Origin of the sequence: Pseudarthrobacter scleromae, from assembly GCF_014644515.1 — a bacterium.
GTDB lineage: Bacteria > Actinomycetota > Actinomycetes > Actinomycetales > Micrococcaceae > Arthrobacter > Arthrobacter scleromae.
Genome location: NZ_BMKV01000006.1, coordinates 56,315 through 73,618, shown reverse-complemented (window position 1 = coordinate 73,618; position 17,304 = coordinate 56,315). Strand labels below are relative to the sequence as shown.

The following is a 17,304-nucleotide window of genomic DNA, read 5'->3' as shown; positions in this document are numbered from 1 at the left end:
GCGGCCTAAACAGCAGGTTTCGGGCAGGTTCCCGGGGCCGGGGAACCGGCTTAGGCGCCCAGCGCCTCCCGCCAGCTGCGCAGGAAAGCCCCGCCGGCGTCGTCGTGGATAACGGACGCCTCAAGCCCCAGGTCCCCGGCCGTCAGGACCGGGTACGGTTTCTCCGGGATGCCGTCGGCCGGGCGGACGTCCACGTGCTTAACCGCGTGGTCGTTGTGGTGGAGCCAGTCGGCCATGGCATAGTCGGTGCGCGAATCGCCCACTGTCCGCCAGGCGGCGGGGGTGATGCCCTGCGCGGCGAGCAGTTCCACTGCCCGGCTGGCGCCCAGGTCCTTCCCAAGCCGCACCGACTCGATGTCCGTGGAGATGATGGTGGGGTCCACCCGGTAGTCCACCTCGTCGTCGGAATTGGGGGCGTGGTGGTCCAACCGGACCACGCCAAGCCCGTGCCGGGCCATCAGTTCCATGGCATCGGCGTCGAAGAGTTTCTGCTCTGCGAGGTAATCGGCGTTGGGTACCTCGATGTGCTGCTCCACCGACACCATGGCGCGCTTGGTCTCATCAAAGAACATGTGCCCGGCATAGTCCTCCGCCACCATCCGCCGGATGTCGTCCCCGTAAGCTGCGGGCACGGCGAGCTCCCGGTCCACGTGGATGGGGCCGGGTCCGGCTGCGGTGTAGCTGAACCACACGGCGCCTTTTTCGCAGATGGCGTGGATGATAGTCCCTGCCGGGATTCCGGCGGCGATCATGGGCTCCATCACCTGTTCCCGGATGAAGGCGTCGGAACGCCCTGTGTTGAAGACAACGGGAATCCCCGCAGCCGCGAGGGCCACCAGGTCATCGATGATCTCCCGCTTCACGTCCCGCGTCACCGGGCTTGCCACCGGCCCGTCCACATCGAGCAGGAGTGCCAGCGGCGGCATGGCAGGCGCGTGGATTCCGGGTGCGGACACGGCAGGGGACTCGGAGGCTGTCATGCCTCCATTCTGTCAGCTGAACCTTCCGCAGCGCCCACGGCAGCCTGTACCGGCGGTGGCTGCAGACCGCCCATGGTCACTGTTTGGCCACAACCTGCAGGAGGAACCGCCGGGTACTTTCGCTGGGGGCGCAGGATGCCTAGTGTGGCAAGGTGATATTTAAAGCTGTGGGCGAGGGCCGCCCTTACCCCGACCATGGTTATACGACGCCCAAGGAGTGGGCGTCGCTCCCGCCGCGTCCGGTCCGGCTGGACGAGCTGGTGACCACCAAGCGCACCCTTGACCTGGAAGCGCTGCTGGCTGAAGATTCCACCTTTTTCGGTGACCTGTTCCCGCACGTGGTGCAGTACCAGGGAACCCTCTACCTGGAGGACGGGCTGCACCGTGCCGTCCGCACCGCCCTGCACCAGCGCACCGCAATCCACGCCCGTGTCCTGGTGATAGATGGCTAGGAAGAAGCAGCAGGACGTCAGCGTCCTCCACGGCCACCACGTCGTCACCGGCCCGGAACTGCGTGCCACTTTTGGGGCAGCCCAGGCCGACGAAACAGCCCGCGTGCGCCGGCGCGTGCTGCACGGGGTTGTCCTGGTCCTGCTTGTGGGCCTCATCGCAGCGGCCATCATCACGGCGTTGGCGATCATCAACGGGCAGCTGAAGATCCCCGCAGCGGCGCCCGCGGAAGAATCCGTCTCCACCTGCCCGGCAGCAACGTTCGACTACACCCCGAACGACCAGATCAACCTGAACGTGTACAACTCCACCAGCCGGCCCGGGCTGGCACGTTCAGTGGCGGACGAGTTCCTGGCCCGGAAGTTCGTGGTGGGCGCCGTGTCCAACGTTGACGCCGGCTACCGCGGCGCCGCTGCCGTGATTTCGGGAGCGGCCGGGCAGTCTGCAGCGTTCAGTGTCCAGCGGAACCTGCCGGGCTCGGACTACTTCCAGGACAGCAGGACGGACGGGAGCGTGGACGTGATCCTTGCCCAGGACTACGCGGCGCTCACGCCGCCGGACCTGGTTGACCAGACGCCGGGAAGCCTCAGCTGTCCGCGCGAAAGCCGCCGCATCGCGGACGACGACAAATGGCCGGTCTTCCCGTCGGCGGCGCCCACCCCGTGACTTTCCGCGTGCACGTCAGCCGGCCACAGCCGGGAGGGGACTTACCCGGATGGGGCGGCCGTCGTCGTCGAACCTGGCGCCGGCACCCAGCTGGATGAAGCGGACGGTCCTTGCCACGCGCGCTTCCAGCTCGGCTGGCTCGTCGCTGCCCCTGGCCGCGCTGGAAGACAATGTGCCCAGGATGAGCTGCGCCTGCTGGTTGATGTCGGCCGCCGGCAGGTAGCCCTGCTCCATTCCGTCCCGCAGGATGCCCTGCAGCAGCACGCTGAGCTCGCCAACGTGGTCAGCGAGTTTGGCAAAGGACGACGGCGACAGCACGGCTCCCATGGCGGGTCCCGGCGGCAGGTGGCGGCGGCTGAGGTCGACCACCTGGGCGCGGACGTACAGGGCGAGCCGGTCCACGGGGTTGTCCAGCTGGCCCAGGGAGTCCCGCAGTTCCGAGAGGAACTTCTCGGTCTCATCCAGGGCGTAGGAGATCAGCAGTTCCTCGATGTCCGCGTAGTAGTTGTACACGGCAGTCCGGCCCACGCCCGCATGCCGGGCCACGTCCGTCATGGTCAGGCCGGGCAGGCCATGGGAAAAGAGGAGTTCGCCGAAGGCGGTGAGGATGCGGCGCTGGGTGTCCGCTCGCTGCTCGGCGTTGCTGGCCGCTGAAATCCTGGGCATACAGACACTTTACCTCGATGTGTCAGTAAACGCCCTGACCTTTTCCTGGGCGCTCTTTTAGGCGGGGCAGCCGTCCGGCCCGCAGGCTCCGCCCTCCGCGGAATTGACCAGCACCAGCGGGTTGGCGTCCTGCCATGCCTGGTCCAGGGCTGCCGAGAACGTTTCCGTAGGCTGGGCCCCGGAGAGGCCGAACTTCCGGTCGATGACAAAGAACGGGACACCGCTGATACCCAGGGACCGCCCCTCTTCGACGTCGAATCGGACGTCATCCGCGTACTTGTCCGTGGTGAACAGCTCGTCCGCCTCGGCCTGGCCGATGCCCAGGCCCACCGCCAGTGACGTCAGGTACTCGCGGTTGCCGATGTCCTTGCCATGCTCGAAGTGGTCACTGAGCAGGCGCTCCTTGGCGGCGTCCTGCTTGTCGTGCGCGGCAGCGAGGTGGATCAGGCGGTGTGCCGTGAAGCTGTTGGCCACAACCACGGAATCGAAGCGGTAGTTCAGCCCTTCCCCGCTGGCCTCCCGGGCTACATGATCGAACATCTGTGAAACCTGCTGCGGCGGCATGCCCTTGCGGGTGCTGAGGTAGTCCAGTTCAGTTCCGTCGTAGTGCCCAGGAAGGGCGGGGTCGAGCTGGTAGCTCCGCCAGGTCACCTCCACCGCATCCCGGTGCGGAAACGCTGCCAGGGCGGCTTCAAAGCGGCGCTTGCCGATGTAGCACCACGGGCACGCGACGTCGGACCAGATTTCAATCTTCATGGTCCCAACAACCCCGCCGAGGCTGCGGTCATTCCTTGGCCCCGTGTTAGATACCTCTCAGTAGGCCTTGTCCCCGAACAGTTCGTGGGCAATAGTCAGATTGTGGGTTATGCAGACGCCCTCGGGGTGTAGCACTCCAACAGCGCCGCGGGCCTGGCCAGGTTCCGCGGAGGCGCCCGGCCCACTGGGGAGCCCGGCCTGTCATTTTTCCTGGAGGTCAGGGATGCGGATAGGACTCGTTGCCGGACCCTGGATACCGGTTCCACCATCTACGTACGGCGGAACGGAGCGGGTTGTGGACAGCCTGGCCAGGGGCTTTGCCGCTGCCGGACACGAGGTGTTGCTGGCGGCGCCGTCGGACAGCTCCTGCCCGGTGCCCCTGGCCCCTGGCATGAGGACCTCGGTCCCGCACCAGCTGAACCGGACACTCTCCGAACTCAGCCAGGTAGCCCGCGCCTATGCGGGAATGGGTGGTGTGGACATCATCCATGACCACACACTGGCCGGACCCTTGTACCTGCACAGGCCAGAGGGGGTCCCTGTGGTCACGACGATCCATTGCAGGCTCGACGCCGGCGCGGCTGACATCTACGGTGCCATTGCCCGCAAGGCCGCGGTGATTGCGATTTCCCGTGACCAGGCTTCGCACGCTCCGGACGTGCCCGTGACCCGGGTGATCCATCATGGGATGGATATCGCCTCGGTGCCTGTAGGGTCCGGCAGCGGGGGGTACCTGTGCTTCGTAGGGAGGGCTTCCCGGGACAAGGGGCTGTTGGAGGCCGTCAGGATCGCCCGGGAGGCAGGAATACCGCTGAGGATCGCGGTCAAAGTGCGCGAGCAGGATGAGGTCACCTATTTCCGCGACGTCATCGAACCCATCCTGGGGCCGAACGAAGACTTTGTGGGGGAAATGGATGACGCGGCGAAGTACCGGCTGATGGGGGAGGCAATCGCGTTCCTGAACCCGATTCAGTGGCCCGAACCATTCGGCCTGGTCATGATCGAGGCACTGGCCACCGGCACGCCGGTCATCGGCACCCCAGCAGGCTCAGCGCCCGAAATCATCGATCACGGGCGGACCGGATTCCTGGGGTCCACCGACCAGCTGGCCGGCGTTGTCCATAAGGCAGCAGGTCTGGACCGCGCGCTGTGCCGGCGGACGGTGGAGCAACGGTTCAGTGAAGAACGCATGGTGAACGATTACTTGCGGCTGTTCGGGGATCTCCTTGGGGGCAAGATGCCCGCAGGGGTTCCGCATGCCGCCGGCTTGCACCAGAATCTTTAAGGGGCGGGCGGTCTTCGGATCCCCGGCAGGAGCCCGCCCCTAACCGAAGGAGCCCCTTCATGACTGCATGGAACGCCGACACCGAAGCCGCTGCCTCAGAGTCAGGTTCGGTCACGGTGGTGGAGGGGTCCTCATTTTGCATTTCTTCCGGGACGGGGGACATCAGCGCTGACAGCGGTACCTACGGAGCCTTTTTCCAGGACACGCGCATTGTGTCCCACTGGATCCTGAGAATCAATGGCTCCCTCCGCGAGCCTTTGGGCGCGCAGCGGCCCAAACCCTTCGAAGCTGTGTTCGTCGGCAGGGCAAAAGGGTCCCGACGCCAGTTCGATGGCCCCCTGGTGGTGCGGCAGCACCGCCACGTCGGCCCTGGCCTGCAGGATGACATCACGCTGGAAAACTACTCGGCGGAGCCTGTGGAGTGCGAGGTCGAGCTTTTTGTGGACGCAGACCAGTCCGACCTCTTTGATGTCAAGGTGGGGCGGAGCTCCCGGCAACCGGACTCTGTCCGCACCGTCCGCGACGGCCAGCTTGTGATCGAAAGCGCCCGCAACGGGCAGCGGCGCGGCACGGCTGTCCGCGCCCGCGGTGCCGACGTAACTACAGACGGGCTCCGCTTCCATGTGACTGTCCCGGCCCGCGGCAAGTGGGCCACCAGCGTCATCGTGGTTCCCCTCATCAACGGCGAGGCTCCGGCCGGAGCCTTCTCCGAGGACGGGCTCCCACACCACCGGGAAGGCGTCCGCCGGCACCGCAACTGGGAGCAGAAGGTCCCGGTGATCACCGTTGCGGACGCCAACCTGCAGAATGTCCTGAACCGCAGCCAGAGCGACCTGGGTTCACTCCGCATTTTTGATCCGCACCACCCCGAGCGTGCAGCTGTGGCGGCCGGCGCACCCTGGTTCATGGCTCTGTTCGGGCGTGACTCCATCCTGGCCTCCTACATGAGCCTCATGGTTGATCCCACGTTGGCGGCAGGGACGCTGCAGACTTTGGCCGGTCTCCAGGGGACGAAGGTGGACCAGGATTCAGAGGAGGAACCGGGGCGCATCCCCCACGAAGTCCGGCTGGGCGTCACCGCAGGCCTGGCGTTGGGGGGCACAGCCTATTACGGAACCGCGGATGCAACCCCGCTGTTCGCGGCCCTCGTGGGGGAACTCAGCAGATGGGGCCTCTCACGGGACATCGTTGAACCATTGCTTCCCCATGTGGACCGTGCACTGGAGTGGATCGAGCATTACGGCGACCGCGATGGTGATGGGTTCGTGGAGTACATCCGGCCCAATGACCACGGGCTCGTCAACCAGGGGTGGAAAGACTCCTGGGACGGCATCAACTTCGCTGATGGCACCATGGCTGAGGCGCCCATTGCCCTCTGCGAAGTCCAGGCCTACGTCTACGGCGCCTACGTGGGCCGGTCCCTGCTGGCCCACTGGAGCGGCGACCGCGCCCTGGAACAGCACTGGGAGGCGCGCGCCGCGGAGTTGAAGGCTGCTTTCAACGAGAAGTTCTGGCTGCCGGACAAAGGCTATTTCGCCGTGGCTTTGGATAAGGACAAGCGCCCGGTGGATGCCTGCACTTCCAATATGGGCCACTGCCTGTGGATGGGCATCGTGGACGAGGATAAGGCGGCATCAGTGGTGGAGCACCTGATGTCGCCGCAGATGTTTACCGGCTGGGGGATCCGCACCCTGGGTTCCGACATGGGTGCCTACAACCCCGTCAGTTACCACAACGGTTCAGTGTGGCCCCATGATTCCGCCCTGGTTGCCACCGGGCTGATGCGGTACGGGTTCGTGGAGGAGGCCCGGCAGCTGGCCACCGGTCTCTTCGACGCCGCCGAATATTTCGATGGCAGGCTGCCCGAACTCTTCTGCGGCTTTGACCGCGGCGAGTTCCAAGCGCCTGTGCCGTACCCAACCGCATGCTCGCCGCAGGCCTGGGCTGCTGCGGCGCCGGTGCAGCTGATCCGCGCGCTCCTCCGGTTCGACCCCGTGTTCACCCGCGGAGTGGTGCACCTCGCGCCCATCCTGCCGGAGGCCCTGGGCGACTTCCAGGCCGCCAACGTCCTGCTGGACACCTCCCGAATCACCATCAGGGCCCACGGAACGGGCGGCAGCATTGATGGGCTGCCGCCCGGCCTTAAACTCCTCGCCGAGCCACGTCCGCCCCTGGCCTACCCGCCCCAGGTCTATCCGGCCCAGGGCGCCTGAGAGGAGCAGTGCGGACCAGTCAGGGAACCTCCCGCTCAAGCACGAAGTCGTGTTCAACCGCGCTGCCCAGCCGGAACGACTTGGTTCCCACCTTGCGGAACCCGGACTTCTCATAAAACCGGATGGCCCGGGCGTTTTGGCTGTTGACTCCCAGCCAGACGCCCCGGCCGCCGGCTTCCGCCGCCGCCTGGAGGCTGGCGTGCATCAGTTCGGCGGCGGCCCCGAGCCCGTGGTGTTCCGGGTGCACGTAGCACTTGCTCAGCTCCACTGACGGAACGATTCCCAGCGCCGAAAGGACGTCCGGGTCTTCGGCCGGCCGGTTCACCAGCAGGCTGTAGCCACGCAGCCCGCCGCTGTCGATCACCAGAATGGTGGTGTCCGGATCGGCCAGGTAGTCCTGAAAGTGGCGTTCACTGAGCGTGTTCGCAAGGTGCGCTGCGATGTCATCAGGTGACGCCGACGGTGGGCACGCCAGCGGAAAGGTGACAGCCGCCAGCGCAGCCAGCGCGCCGGCGTCGTCCGCTGCTGCCTTTCGGATGGAAGAGGTCATGCAGGGATTTTACGTCCCTGCTGGCTCTTGGAATTACTGCTTGAAGGCGGCGTCGAAGGAGGTGTTCGACGGCGGGAAGTCGAACTTCTTCAGCGCCGCGAGGGCTTCGGGGGCGCCGTGGAGGCGGTCCATGCCGGCGTCTTCCCATTCGACCGAGATGGGGCCGTCGTAGCCGATCGCGGACAGCGCGCGGAAGGACGCTTCCCAGGGGACGTCGCCGCGTCCGGCGGAGACGAAGTCCCAGCCGCGGCGGGGGTCGCCCCAGGGGAGGTGGGAGCCCATGACGGTGTTCCGTCCTGTCTGGCGGACCTTGGTGTCCTTGCAGTCCACGTGGTAGATCCGGTCCTTGAAGTCCCAGATGAAGGAGACGGGATCGATGCCCTGCCACATCATGTGCGACGGGTCCCAGTTCAGGCCGAACGCTTCGCGGTGGCCGATCGCTTCGAGGGTGCGGACGGTGGTCCAGTAGTCGTAGGCGATTTCGGAGGGGTGGACCTCGTGGGCGAACCGGACGCCGCATTCGTCGAAGACGTCCAGGATGGGGTTCCAGCGGTCGGCGAAGTCCTGGTAGCCGGCGTCGATGACCTTTTCGGGGACGGGCGGGAACATGGCGACGTACTGCCAGATGGAGGAGCCGGTGAAGCCGACGACAGTGTCCACGCCGAGTGCCTTGGCGAGCCGGGCGGTGTGCTGCATTTCCTCGGCGGCGCGCTGGCGGACGCCTTCGGGGTCGCCGTCGCCCCAGACCTTGGGCCCCACGATGGCCTGGTGGCGGAAGTCGATGGGGTCATCGCAGACGGCCTGGCCCTTGAGGTGGTTGGAGATGGCCCCGACTTTGAGGTTGTACTTCTCCAGCAGGGCGAGCTTGGACTCGACGTAGCCGGGTTCGTCCCAGCGCCAGGCGTCCAGGTGGTCGCCGGAGACGGCGATTTCCAGGCCGTCGTAGCCCCAGCCGGAGGCGAGTCTGGCAACTTCCTCGAGCGGCAGGTCGGCCCACTGGCCGGTGAACAGGGTAAACGGGCGGGGCATGTCAGGCTCCTTCGGTGGTACCGGCTGTGCCGGCTGCCGGCGTCGCGGCGGGGGAGAGTTGGACCAGGGTGCTGTTGGACGCGGCGGACTGCTCCACCGCGTCCAGGATGCGCTGTACTGCCAGTCCGTCCTCGAACGACGGCGACGGCGCGGTCCCGGAGCTGACGGCCAGCAGGAAGTCGCGGACCTCGTGCGTGAAGGTGTGCTCCCAGCCGATGATGTGGCCCTGCGGCCACCACGCATCCAAGTAGGGGTGCTCCGGCTCCGTGACAACGATCCGACGGAACCCTTGCTCCCGGGCGGGTGCGGTGGCGTCCAGGAACTGGAGTTCGTTGAGGTTTTCCAGGTCGAACCGGAGGGCTCCCTTGTCGCCGAAAACCTCGAGCTGGAGGGAGTTCTTCCGGCCGGTGGCCACCCGGGATGCCTCCACTGAGGCGATTGCCCCGGAGGCGAGGGACAGCGTTGCCCAGGCGGCGTCGTCGACCGTTACGTCCTCCAGCCCGCCTGCGGGACCGCCCGTGCCGGGGCGGCGGTTCACGAAGGTGTGCATCCGGCCCGAAACTTCGGTGACGTGGTCACCGAGCAGGAACAGGACCTGGTCGATGGCGTGGGAGGCGATGTCGCCCAGCGCGCCGGAGCCCGCGGTTTCCTTCTTCAGCCGCCAGGTCATGGGCGCCTGGTCATCCGCGAGCCAGTCCTGCAGGTAGGCGGCGCGGACGTGCCGGACCGTTCCGATCCTGCCCTCGGCGATGAGTTCTTTCGCCAGTGCGAGGGCCGGGACCCTGCGGTAGTTGAAGCCGACCATCGACTGCACGCCCCGGGTCCTGGCGGCGCCGGCGGCAGCGGTCATGGCTTCGGCCTCGGCCAAGGTGTTGGCCAGCGGCTTTTCCAGCAGCACATGCTTGCCGGCATCCAGGGCGGCGATGGCGATTTCCGCGTGCATCCAGCCGGGTGCGCAGACATCGATGATGTGGATGTCGTCCCGGTCCAGGACAGTCAGCCAGTCCGTGGCGGTTTCTGCCCACCCGTACTTGGCGGCGGCCTCCGCAACGGCTTCGGCATCCCGGCCCACCAGGACCTTCTGCTCGAACGCGGGGACGTCGAAGTAGCTGGCCACGTTCCGCCAGGCGTTGGAGTGTGCCTTGCCCATAAACGCGTAGCCGATCATGGCCACGCCCAGCGGCGCGGTGGTGCCTGCGTCCGGGCTCATGCGGAGTCTCCCAGGGTCAGGGTTTCCGGTGCCCAGTCTTCGGGGAGGGGTGCCGACGCCGGAGCGGAGCTTGCCACGTCCACGAACGTTCCTGAATCCATGGACTCCGAGATGGAGACCATCGCATCCAGCACGTGGTACGCCAGGTCGCCGGTTGCCCGGTGCGGGACGCCGGCGCGGAGCGAGCGCGCCATGTCCAGGACGCCCATGCCGCGGCCGTTCGCAGGCCCCGTGGCCGGGATGGTGGTCCAATCCTCGTCGCCCGCGCGCCAGAGCCTGACGTCGCCGTCGAAGTTGTTGGGATCTGGCAGGGAAAGGGTGGCCTCCGTCCCGGTGATCTCCACGAAGCCCATCCGCTGGCGGGGGGATTCGAAGGAGAAGACGCTGTGGGAGGATGCTCCGCTCTCGAACTGGGCCATCGCTGAGACGTGGGTGGGGACTTCCACCGTGAATTCCTCGCCGGCCTTGGGGCCGGAACCGATCACGCGGACTTCTTTGGATTTAGAACCGACGGCGGCCACCTTGCGGATGGAGCCGAAAGCCTGCACCAGGGTGGTGAGGTAGTACGGGCCCATGTCGAACAGCGGGCCCGCACCGTACTGGAACAGGAAAGCCGGGTTGGGGTGCCAGGACTCCGGTCCGGGCGTCTGGAACGTGGTCATGGCCGTCAGCGGGGTGCCGATGTCGCCGCGCTGGATGAGGCGCAGCGCGGTCTGGAGGCCGGCGCCGAGGAACGTATCGGGGGCGCAGCCCAGGCGGATGCCTGCGGAGTCCGCCGTCTTGAGCAGGCCCAGCCCGGACTCCCGGTCCAGGGAGAACGGCTTTTCCGTCCAGACGTGCTTGCCGGCGTTGACGGCTGCGGTGGCCACCTCGACGTGCGCTGCGGGGATGGTCAGGTTGACGATGATTTCGACGTCGGGATGGTGCAGTGCCTTCTCCACCCCGCCCCACTCGGCGATTCCGTATTCCTTGGCCCGGGCCTCGGCGGCCTCCTCGAAGAGGTCCGCGATGACGTGGACCTTGAGGTCAGGGAACGTGGTGAGGTTGTCCAGGTACTGCTTGCTGATGTTGCCCGCGCCGATGACGCCGACGCCAACCGGGCCCTTGGCCGTGGAGGGGATGCTCATGCCTGGGCTCCTTCGGTCTTTGCGGCGGCATTGAGGAATGCAAGGCTCTCCGCGATGCCCTCGAAGATGTCCCCGGCGTAGTCATCGAATTCCACCACGCCCACCTCCAGGGAAGTGGCGGCGGCGATCACGTCCAGGACCGGGACCCGGCCCTTGCCTGCAGGCTGCTGCGCCTTGGTGTCCGTAGTGAGGGGCCCGTCCTTGATGTGGATCAGCTTCACCCGGTCGCCGAGCTTGGCGAGGATGTCCACGGGGTCCTGCCCGCCGACAGCCACCCAGTAGGTGTCCACTTCAAGGACCAGTTCCGGATCGAGCAGGCCAGCGAAGTACTCCAGGGCGGTCCGGCCCTCGATGGTGGACTCCAGCTCCCATTGGTGGTTGTGGTAGCCAACCCGGATGCCGTATTCGGCACCCTTCTTGGCGGCTTCATTCAATGCCGCTGCCGTGGCCTGGATGTCCTCTGCCGTCTGCCAGCGGTCGGCGGGGATGAACGGGTCGATCACCGTGGTGATGCCCAGGCTTTTGGCCGCCGCGAAGATCTGGTCCTGGTCCTGGCTGAGCAGCGGTGCGTGGCCGGACGGTGCCGTCAGTCCATTCTCTTTCAGGGCGGCCCCCAGTTCCTTTGCGGTGGCCACGAAGTTGTAGGGCTCCACCTGGGTAAAGCCGATGTCCGCGACCCTGCGGATGGTTCCCTCCAGATCCGCCTGGATGGCGTCGCGCAGGGTGTAGAGCTGAATTGAGTAGGACAAGGTGTCTCCTGGTTGCTTGGCCGTGCCGGCAAGTGTGATGCAGGTCTACCTGCAAAGCTAGGAGTACTTTTACCGAACGTCAAGCAAAAGCTGCTGCCGTGACATAAATAAGTAGATCTGCTATCCATGTCCTATGAACAAGACCACCGGCCGGCAGGCTCCCGCCGAAGCCCAGGCGTTGCCGGGACGCGCAGGCGACATCTTCCAGCTGCTGCGGGACGGCAGGGCCCGCACCCGCGCCGAGCTGGCCGGCACCACAGGCCTGGCCAGGTCAACCGTTGCCGCCCGGATTGACGCCCTGATCTCTTCCGGACTTGTTGGCCCGGCAGGTGAGGCAACCTCCAGCGGCGGGAGGCCGCCGTCGCGCTTTGCCTTCAACCCGGCCGCCCGGGTGGTGCTTGCGGTGGACGTCGGAGCCACGCACGTGGCGCTCGCCGTGACGGACCTGGGCGGATCTGTGCTTGCTGAACGGCGGGTGGACCAGCAGGTGGCGGACGGGCCGGAGAAGGTCCTGGGGCTGGTGGTCCGCGAGGCGGCGAAATTACTGGCGTCGGCATCGCGGGGCGTGGCGGACCTGGCGGGTGTGGGGATCGGGCTGCCCGGACCCGTGGAGCATGATACCGGCCGCCCCGTAAAACCGCCCATCATGCCCGGCTGGGACGGGTTCGATGTGGTCCGGTTTGTCCAGCGCTCGCTGCCAGTCCCCGTGCTGGTGGACAACGACGTCAACATCATGGCGCTGGGCGAACGAACCGCACACTGGCCGGACCAGGACAATTTCATCTTCGTGAAAGTGGCCACCGGCATCGGCGCGGGCATCATCAGCAGCGGCGAGCTGCAGCGCGGCGCCAACGGCACGGCCGGAGACCTCGGCCACGTCCGCGTCCCCCGCGGGGACGACGTCCTGTGCCGCTGCGGAAACCATGGCTGCCTCGAAGCCCTCGCCTCAGGCCCCGCCATTGCCGCAGCCTTGAGCAGTGAGGGCCTGGAAGCGGCGAAGGGGGCGGACGTGGTCAGCCTGGTGGCCCAGGGAAACCAGCAAGCAATCCAGGCCTTGCGCCAGGCAGGCCGGGACGTGGGCGATGTGCTCGCCACCGTGGTGAACCTCCTGAACCCGTCGGTCATCGTGATCGGAGGAAGCATCGGAGACTCGGGTGAGCACCTCGTGGCCGGCGTCCGGGAGGTTGTCTACCGGCGCTCGCTGCCCCTTGCCACATCGCAGCTCCGGATCGGGCTGTCCCACGCGGGGGACAAGGCCGCCATCCTCGGCGCCAGCCAGCTGGTGACCCAGCATGTCCTTTCTCCGGCGGTTATCGAGGCAACCCTTGCCGGAAACGCCATGGCCGGCTGAAGACCGGCTACGGTGCGATGGTCCGGACGGGCGCGCCGGCCAGCCAGGCGGTGACGTCCTCGAATGCCCCGCCGTAGAACTGGCGGTAGCTTTCCCGCGTGACGTAGCCGAGGTGCGGCGAGAGCACCGTATTGGGCGCGGCGAGGAGCGGATGCCCGGCCTGCAGCGGTTCCTGGTCGAACACGTCCAGCGCCGCACCCCGGATCCAGCCCTCGCTGAGGGCCTTCAGCAGTGCGTCCTGGTTGACCAGCGGGCCCCGGGCGGTGTTGACCAGGATGCCTTCGGGTCCCAGCAGGCGCAGCTCCGGTTCGCCCACGATGTTTTCCGAACGTGCGGAGAGCCGAAGGTGGAGTGTGGCGACGTCTGACTGGCGGAACAGCTCCTCCTTGGACACCAGCCGCGCGCCGGCCTCCTCCGCCGCCCCGGCCGTCAGGTTCTGGCTCCAGGCCAGCACCTCCATCCCGAACGCCTGCCCATAGGCCGCAATGCGGCGCCCGATCTTGCCAAGCCCCACAACACCGAGGGTTTTTCCTGCCAGCTCGAATCCCACCGAGGTCTGCCACGTGCCGGCGCGCAGGGAGTTCTCCTCGGCCGTCAGGTTCCTGGCGATGGCCAGCAGGAGTGCCCACGTCAGCTCGGGAGCGGCGGTGGGCGAACCCGGAGTGCCGCAGACGGTGATGCCCTGCTCGGCAGCGGCGGCAACATCAATGGAGGCATTCGCCATCCCGGTGGTCACCAGGAGCTGGAGGCCGGGAAGTTTCTCGAGCACTTCGCGTGGAAAAGCAGTCCGCTCGCGCATGGCAACCACTATGGTGGCATCCGCCAGCGCGGCCACCAGGGACTCGGATGAGGCGAAAGGTTCACGGTAGGTGACAACGCTTACCCCCTCCGCTTCCAGGGCTGCCCAGTCTGCAAAACCATGGGCCACATTCTGGTAATCATCAAGGATGGCGAGGCGGTGCTGCATGGCGTTGTCCTTCGTCCCGGATCTCTGGCGTGAAGTTCATCGTAAGCCCGCGGGTCCTGCGGGGACGCCTGGAACCGCTGAACCGCCGGGCGTGATAGCAATGGGAGTGATGAAACCACCCCCAGACCGGTCCCTGGCCCTGTGAGCGGCCGAATCCTTGCCCGGATTCCCTACAGCTGGATCCTGCTGGCCTGCATTGGCCTGCTGGCACTTAATCTTCGGGGCCCGTTCATAGCCGTTGCCCCGGTGGTGGACCTGATGCAGGCCGAGCTTAACTTCTCGCCGGTGCTGTTGGGGCTGCTGACCAGCATCCCTGTCCTCTGCTTCTCCCTTGCCGCACCCCTGGCATCATTGGCAGCCAGGAAGTTCGGCGCCGAGTTCGCAGTGACGCTGACCATCCTTGGAGTGCTGGCCGGCGTCCTGGTTCGTTCCTCGGGAGGGCCGGTCCTGGTGATGGCCGGCACGGTGGTGATCGGCCTGGCCATTACAGTGGGCAACATTGCGGTGCCCCTGATTATCCGCCGTGACTTTGCGCCGGCCCGGCAGGGGACCGCGATGGGCAGCTACACGGCAGCCCTGAACATCGGCTCGTTCCTGACGTCGGTGATCACGGCACCACTGGCCAGCGTGGCGGGGTGGAGGTTCGCGCTGGGATCGGTGGCGGCCCTGGCGGTGGCAGCGGTGGCGTTCTGGATTTTCGCGGTGGGTCCGCGAAGCGCATTCCTGGTCTCGCCCGAAAGCACGGCGGACACCAGCCTGGCGCCGGTCCGGGGCTCGCGCTGGATCACTGCGGGGCTGACGGCGGGCTTCGCCGGGCAGGCGTTTTCCTATTACGGGGTGACAGCCTGGCTGCCCAGTTACCTCAACGACGAGCTGGGAATGTCCGCAACCGAAGCCGGGGCGGCTTCCTCCATCTTCCAGATCCTCGCCATTGTGGGCGGTCTTGGAGTGCCGTTTGCCGCCAAATACATGAGCATGGCGTCCCTGGCGGTCACCTTGGGTGTCCTGTGGATTACTGTGCCCGCCGGGCTGCTGCTCGCTCCCGGGGCGTGGTGGCTGTGGTCCACTGCCGGCGGTATCGCCCAGGGCGGCGGCATCACCGTCATCTTCATCGCCATCATCCGGCTGGCCAGGGACCAGGCGTCGGCAGGACGCATGTCCGCCGTGGTGCAGGGCGCCGGCTACGCAATCGGAGCAGCCGCCCCGCCGCTGGTGGGCTACATCCACGACGTCTCGGGCTCCTGGACCCCGGCACTGCTGGTGATCCTGGCATCCGTGCTGACGTTCTTTGCCAGCACTGCCCTCTCCGTGCGGCGGGTGCCAAAGGGCCGCTGAGCCAGGCGCCGCCGTCGTACATCCTTCCCCGCCTTGGGACGCTCTCTCACTTAACGCACCTTAACGAGAAACGCTCTCTCACTTTCCTGGGGAAAGTGAGAGAGCGATCGGGGATTTCCTACATTAAGTGAGAGAGCGTCCGGGGGTGGGGATGTTCCGTCGCCGGGCCGGCCCTCCGGATTTCGGAGGTGCCTGTTGCGAAGGGCGTGCCGGCCCGGCGAACGGAATTCTGGTTTATGCGGCGGCGAGTTCCTCGACCGTGGCCTTCTCGCGGGCCTCGGTCAGGTACCGCGCATAGGCGGGCAGGGTGAGGAAGGACGGGAAGTCCTGGGCCATGGTGACCTCCTCGAAGATGTCGCGGGCGTCTTCGAAACGGTCGCCGTCGAAGCGTTCCAGCCGCGCGAATTCCTCGTCCAGGAGTTCCTCGATCCAGTGGTGGGTGACGATTTCTCCCCGGTCCGTGATGGCGCTGGAGAACATCCACTGCCAGAGCTGGGAGCGGGAGATTTCCGCGGTGGCGGCGTCTTCCATGAGGTTGTGGATGGCCACTGCGCCGTTGCCGCGGAGCCAGGATTCGATGTAGCGGATGCCCACTTCGATGTTGTTGCGGATGCCCTGCTCGGTGATGGTGCCGGTGGTGGCGGCAACGTTGATGAGGGCGCGGTCGTCCGGGACCACGTCCTCGCGGCTGCGGTCCAGCTGGTTGGGCTTGCTGCCCAGGATGCTGTCGAAAACTTCGCGGCACACCGGCACCAGGTCCGGGTGGGCCACCCACGAGCCGTCGAAGCCGTCGTTGGCCTCACGGGTCTTGTCCGCACGGACCTTCTCCAGGGCGTTGGTGTTGGCGGCTTCGTCCTTGCGGTTGGGGACAGCTGCGGCCATGCCGCCGATGGCCATGGCGCCGCGCTTGTGGCAGGCACGGACCAGCTGTTCGGTGTAGGCCCGCATGAAGGGCTGGGTCATGGTCACCTGGCTGCGGTCCGGCAGGACGAAGCGCGGGCCGCGGGTGCGGAAGTTCTTGATGAGGGAGAAGATGTAGTCCCAGCGGCCGGCGTTGAGTCCGGCGGCGTGGTCCCGCAGTTCGTAGAGGATCTCCTCCATTTCGAAGGCCGCGGTGATGGTTTCGATCAGCACAGTGGCGCGGATGGTGCCCTGCGGAATGCCGAGCAGGTCCTGGGCCAGGATGAAGATGTCGTTCCACAGACGGGCTTCGAGGTGGTTCTCGATTTTCGGCAGGTAGAAGTACGGGCCTTTGCCCTGGGCCAGGAGGCGGCGGGCGTTGTGGAAGAAGAACAGGCCGAAGTCCACGATGCCGCCGGCGATCGGTTCGCCGTCGATCAGCATGTGCTTCTCGGGCAGGTGCCAGCCGCGGGGGCGGACCACGATGGTGGGCAGGTCACCTGCGGGGCGGAGCTTGTACTCCTTGCCCTCGGGGGAGGTGAAGTCGATGCGCCGCTCCAGGGCATCGGTGAGGTTCAGCTGGCCCTTGATGACATTCCGCCACGTAGGGGTGGAGGAGTCCTCCATGTCAGCGAGCCACACCTTGGCCCCGGAGTTCAGGGCGTTGATGGTCATCTTCTTGTCCACCGGACCGGTGATTTCCACGCGGCGGTCCTCCAGCCCCGGGGCCGGGGGAGCGACGCGCCAGGACGGATCGTTGCGGATCTCCTCGGTTTCGCGGAGGAACCGCGGGTCCTGCCCGGAAGCGATCTCCGCCCGCCGCGTCCTGCGTGCCTGCAGCAGTTCCTGCCGCCTCGCCGCGGTGGCCCGGTGAAGTTTTGCGACAAACTCCAACGCATCCGGAGTAAGAACCTCATTCTGCCGGCAAATGGGCTGCGCAGTGAGTGTGATTCCGTTGATCGTGAAGCTGTCTGTGAAGGTGTTCATTTCTGTCTCCTGGTGCAAGGCCCATCTGGGTAGCAGTAAGTGTCGTTTTGAGCCTTCAAAACGACACTTACTGCTACTTACTT

The 17,304-nt window shown here is 66.4% G+C and carries 16 protein-coding genes; 6 read left to right on the top strand and 10 right to left on the bottom strand.

The genetic code is table 11. The annotated features are described in order from the left end of the window. Window positions 1–50: 50 nt before the first annotated feature. Window positions 51–980, bottom strand: a complete 930-nt coding sequence (locus tag IEX33_RS16055) for a Cof-type HAD-IIB family hydrolase (protein ID WP_188731875.1) — start codon at window positions 978–980, stop codon at window positions 51–53. A 152-nt stretch (window positions 981–1,132) separates the two neighbouring features. Here IEX33_RS16055 and IEX33_RS16050 point away from each other — a divergent pair, with 152 nt between their 5' ends. Beyond that, complete coding sequence (locus IEX33_RS16050) at window positions 1,133–1,432, top strand: type II toxin-antitoxin system VapB family antitoxin (RefSeq protein ID WP_102976783.1); 300 nt, start codon at window positions 1,133–1,135, stop codon at window positions 1,430–1,432. Next, on the top strand, window positions 1,425–2,096 hold the full coding sequence (locus IEX33_RS16045; protein ID WP_188731873.1) for a LytR C-terminal domain-containing protein: 672 nt from the start codon (window positions 1,425–1,427) through the stop codon (window positions 2,094–2,096). The genes IEX33_RS16050 and IEX33_RS16045 overlap by 8 nt, the downstream gene beginning before the upstream one ends. Window positions 2,097–2,111: 15 nt before the next feature. On the opposite strand, the gene IEX33_RS16040 is transcribed toward IEX33_RS16045, so the two are convergent. Further along, window positions 2,112–2,762, bottom strand: a complete 651-nt coding sequence (locus tag IEX33_RS16040) for a TetR/AcrR family transcriptional regulator (protein WP_188731871.1) — start codon at window positions 2,760–2,762, stop codon at window positions 2,112–2,114. Window positions 2,763–2,819: 57 nt separating this feature from the next. Then, complete coding sequence (locus IEX33_RS16035) at window positions 2,820–3,518, bottom strand: DsbA family oxidoreductase (protein ID WP_188731869.1); 699 nt, start codon at window positions 3,516–3,518, stop codon at window positions 2,820–2,822. 223 nt (window positions 3,519–3,741) lie between these two features. Between IEX33_RS16035 and IEX33_RS16030 the strand changes: the two genes are divergently transcribed. After that, window positions 3,742–4,803, top strand: coding sequence for a glycosyltransferase family 4 protein (locus tag IEX33_RS16030; RefSeq protein ID WP_188731867.1), 1,062 nt, complete (start codon window positions 3,742–3,744; stop codon window positions 4,801–4,803). Between the two features lie 59 nt (window positions 4,804–4,862). After that, window positions 4,863–7,016 (top strand): amylo-alpha-1,6-glucosidase, encoded by a 2,154-nt coding sequence (locus IEX33_RS16025; protein WP_188731865.1) that lies wholly within the window; start codon window positions 4,863–4,865, stop codon window positions 7,014–7,016. A gap of 19 nt (window positions 7,017–7,035) precedes the next feature. Here the strand turns inward: IEX33_RS16025 and IEX33_RS16020 are convergent, their stop codons facing one another. Genes IEX33_RS16020 through IEX33_RS16000 form a run of 5 tightly spaced genes read right to left on the bottom strand, consistent with a single transcriptional unit; the run spans window position 7,036 to window position 11,681 of the window. Next, window positions 7,036–7,566: a GNAT family N-acetyltransferase gene (locus IEX33_RS16020; protein WP_188731864.1), complete on the bottom strand. Its 531-nt coding sequence runs from the start codon at window positions 7,564–7,566 to the stop codon at window positions 7,036–7,038. A gap of 33 nt (window positions 7,567–7,599) precedes the next feature. Then, window positions 7,600–8,595, bottom strand: a complete 996-nt coding sequence (locus IEX33_RS16015) for a sugar phosphate isomerase/epimerase family protein (RefSeq protein WP_188731861.1) — start codon at window positions 8,593–8,595, stop codon at window positions 7,600–7,602. 1 nt (window position 8,596) lies between these two features. After that, window positions 8,597–9,805, bottom strand: coding sequence for a Gfo/Idh/MocA family protein (locus tag IEX33_RS16010; RefSeq protein ID WP_188731860.1), 1,209 nt, complete (start codon window positions 9,803–9,805; stop codon window positions 8,597–8,599). After that, window positions 9,802–10,932 carry a Gfo/Idh/MocA family protein gene (locus IEX33_RS16005; protein WP_188731858.1) on the bottom strand — a complete coding sequence of 377 codons (1,131 nt, stop codon included), beginning with the start codon at window positions 10,930–10,932 and terminating at the stop codon, window positions 9,802–9,804. Before IEX33_RS16005 ends, IEX33_RS16010 begins: the two co-directional genes overlap by 4 nt. Further along, window positions 10,929–11,681, bottom strand: a complete 753-nt coding sequence (locus IEX33_RS16000) for a sugar phosphate isomerase/epimerase family protein (RefSeq protein WP_188731856.1) — start codon at window positions 11,679–11,681, stop codon at window positions 10,929–10,931. Before IEX33_RS16000 ends, IEX33_RS16005 begins: the two co-directional genes overlap by 4 nt. Window positions 11,682–11,814: 133 nt before the next feature. Here IEX33_RS16000 and IEX33_RS15995 point away from each other — a divergent pair, with 133 nt between their 5' ends. Continuing rightward, a complete protein-coding gene (locus tag IEX33_RS15995; RefSeq protein ID WP_188731855.1) occupies window positions 11,815–13,032 on the top strand; it encodes an ROK family transcriptional regulator in 1,218 nt (405 codons plus the stop codon). A gap of 7 nt (window positions 13,033–13,039) precedes the next feature. Here IEX33_RS15995 and IEX33_RS15990 read toward each other — a convergent pair whose 3' ends face one another. Then, on the bottom strand, window positions 13,040–13,999 hold the full coding sequence (locus IEX33_RS15990) for a D-2-hydroxyacid dehydrogenase family protein (protein WP_188731853.1): 960 nt from the start codon (window positions 13,997–13,999) through the stop codon (window positions 13,040–13,042). 141 nt (window positions 14,000–14,140) lie between these two features. Here IEX33_RS15990 and IEX33_RS15985 point away from each other — a divergent pair, with 141 nt between their 5' ends. Beyond that, window positions 14,141–15,334, top strand: coding sequence for an MFS transporter (locus IEX33_RS15985; RefSeq protein ID WP_188731850.1), 1,194 nt, complete (start codon window positions 14,141–14,143; stop codon window positions 15,332–15,334). 234 nt (window positions 15,335–15,568) lie between these two features. Here the strand turns inward: IEX33_RS15985 and aceB are convergent, their stop codons facing one another. Beyond that, window positions 15,569–17,221: a malate synthase A gene (gene aceB / locus IEX33_RS15980; RefSeq protein WP_188731849.1), complete on the bottom strand. Its 1,653-nt coding sequence runs from the start codon at window positions 17,219–17,221 to the stop codon at window positions 15,569–15,571. Window positions 17,222–17,304 lie beyond the last annotated feature (83 nt).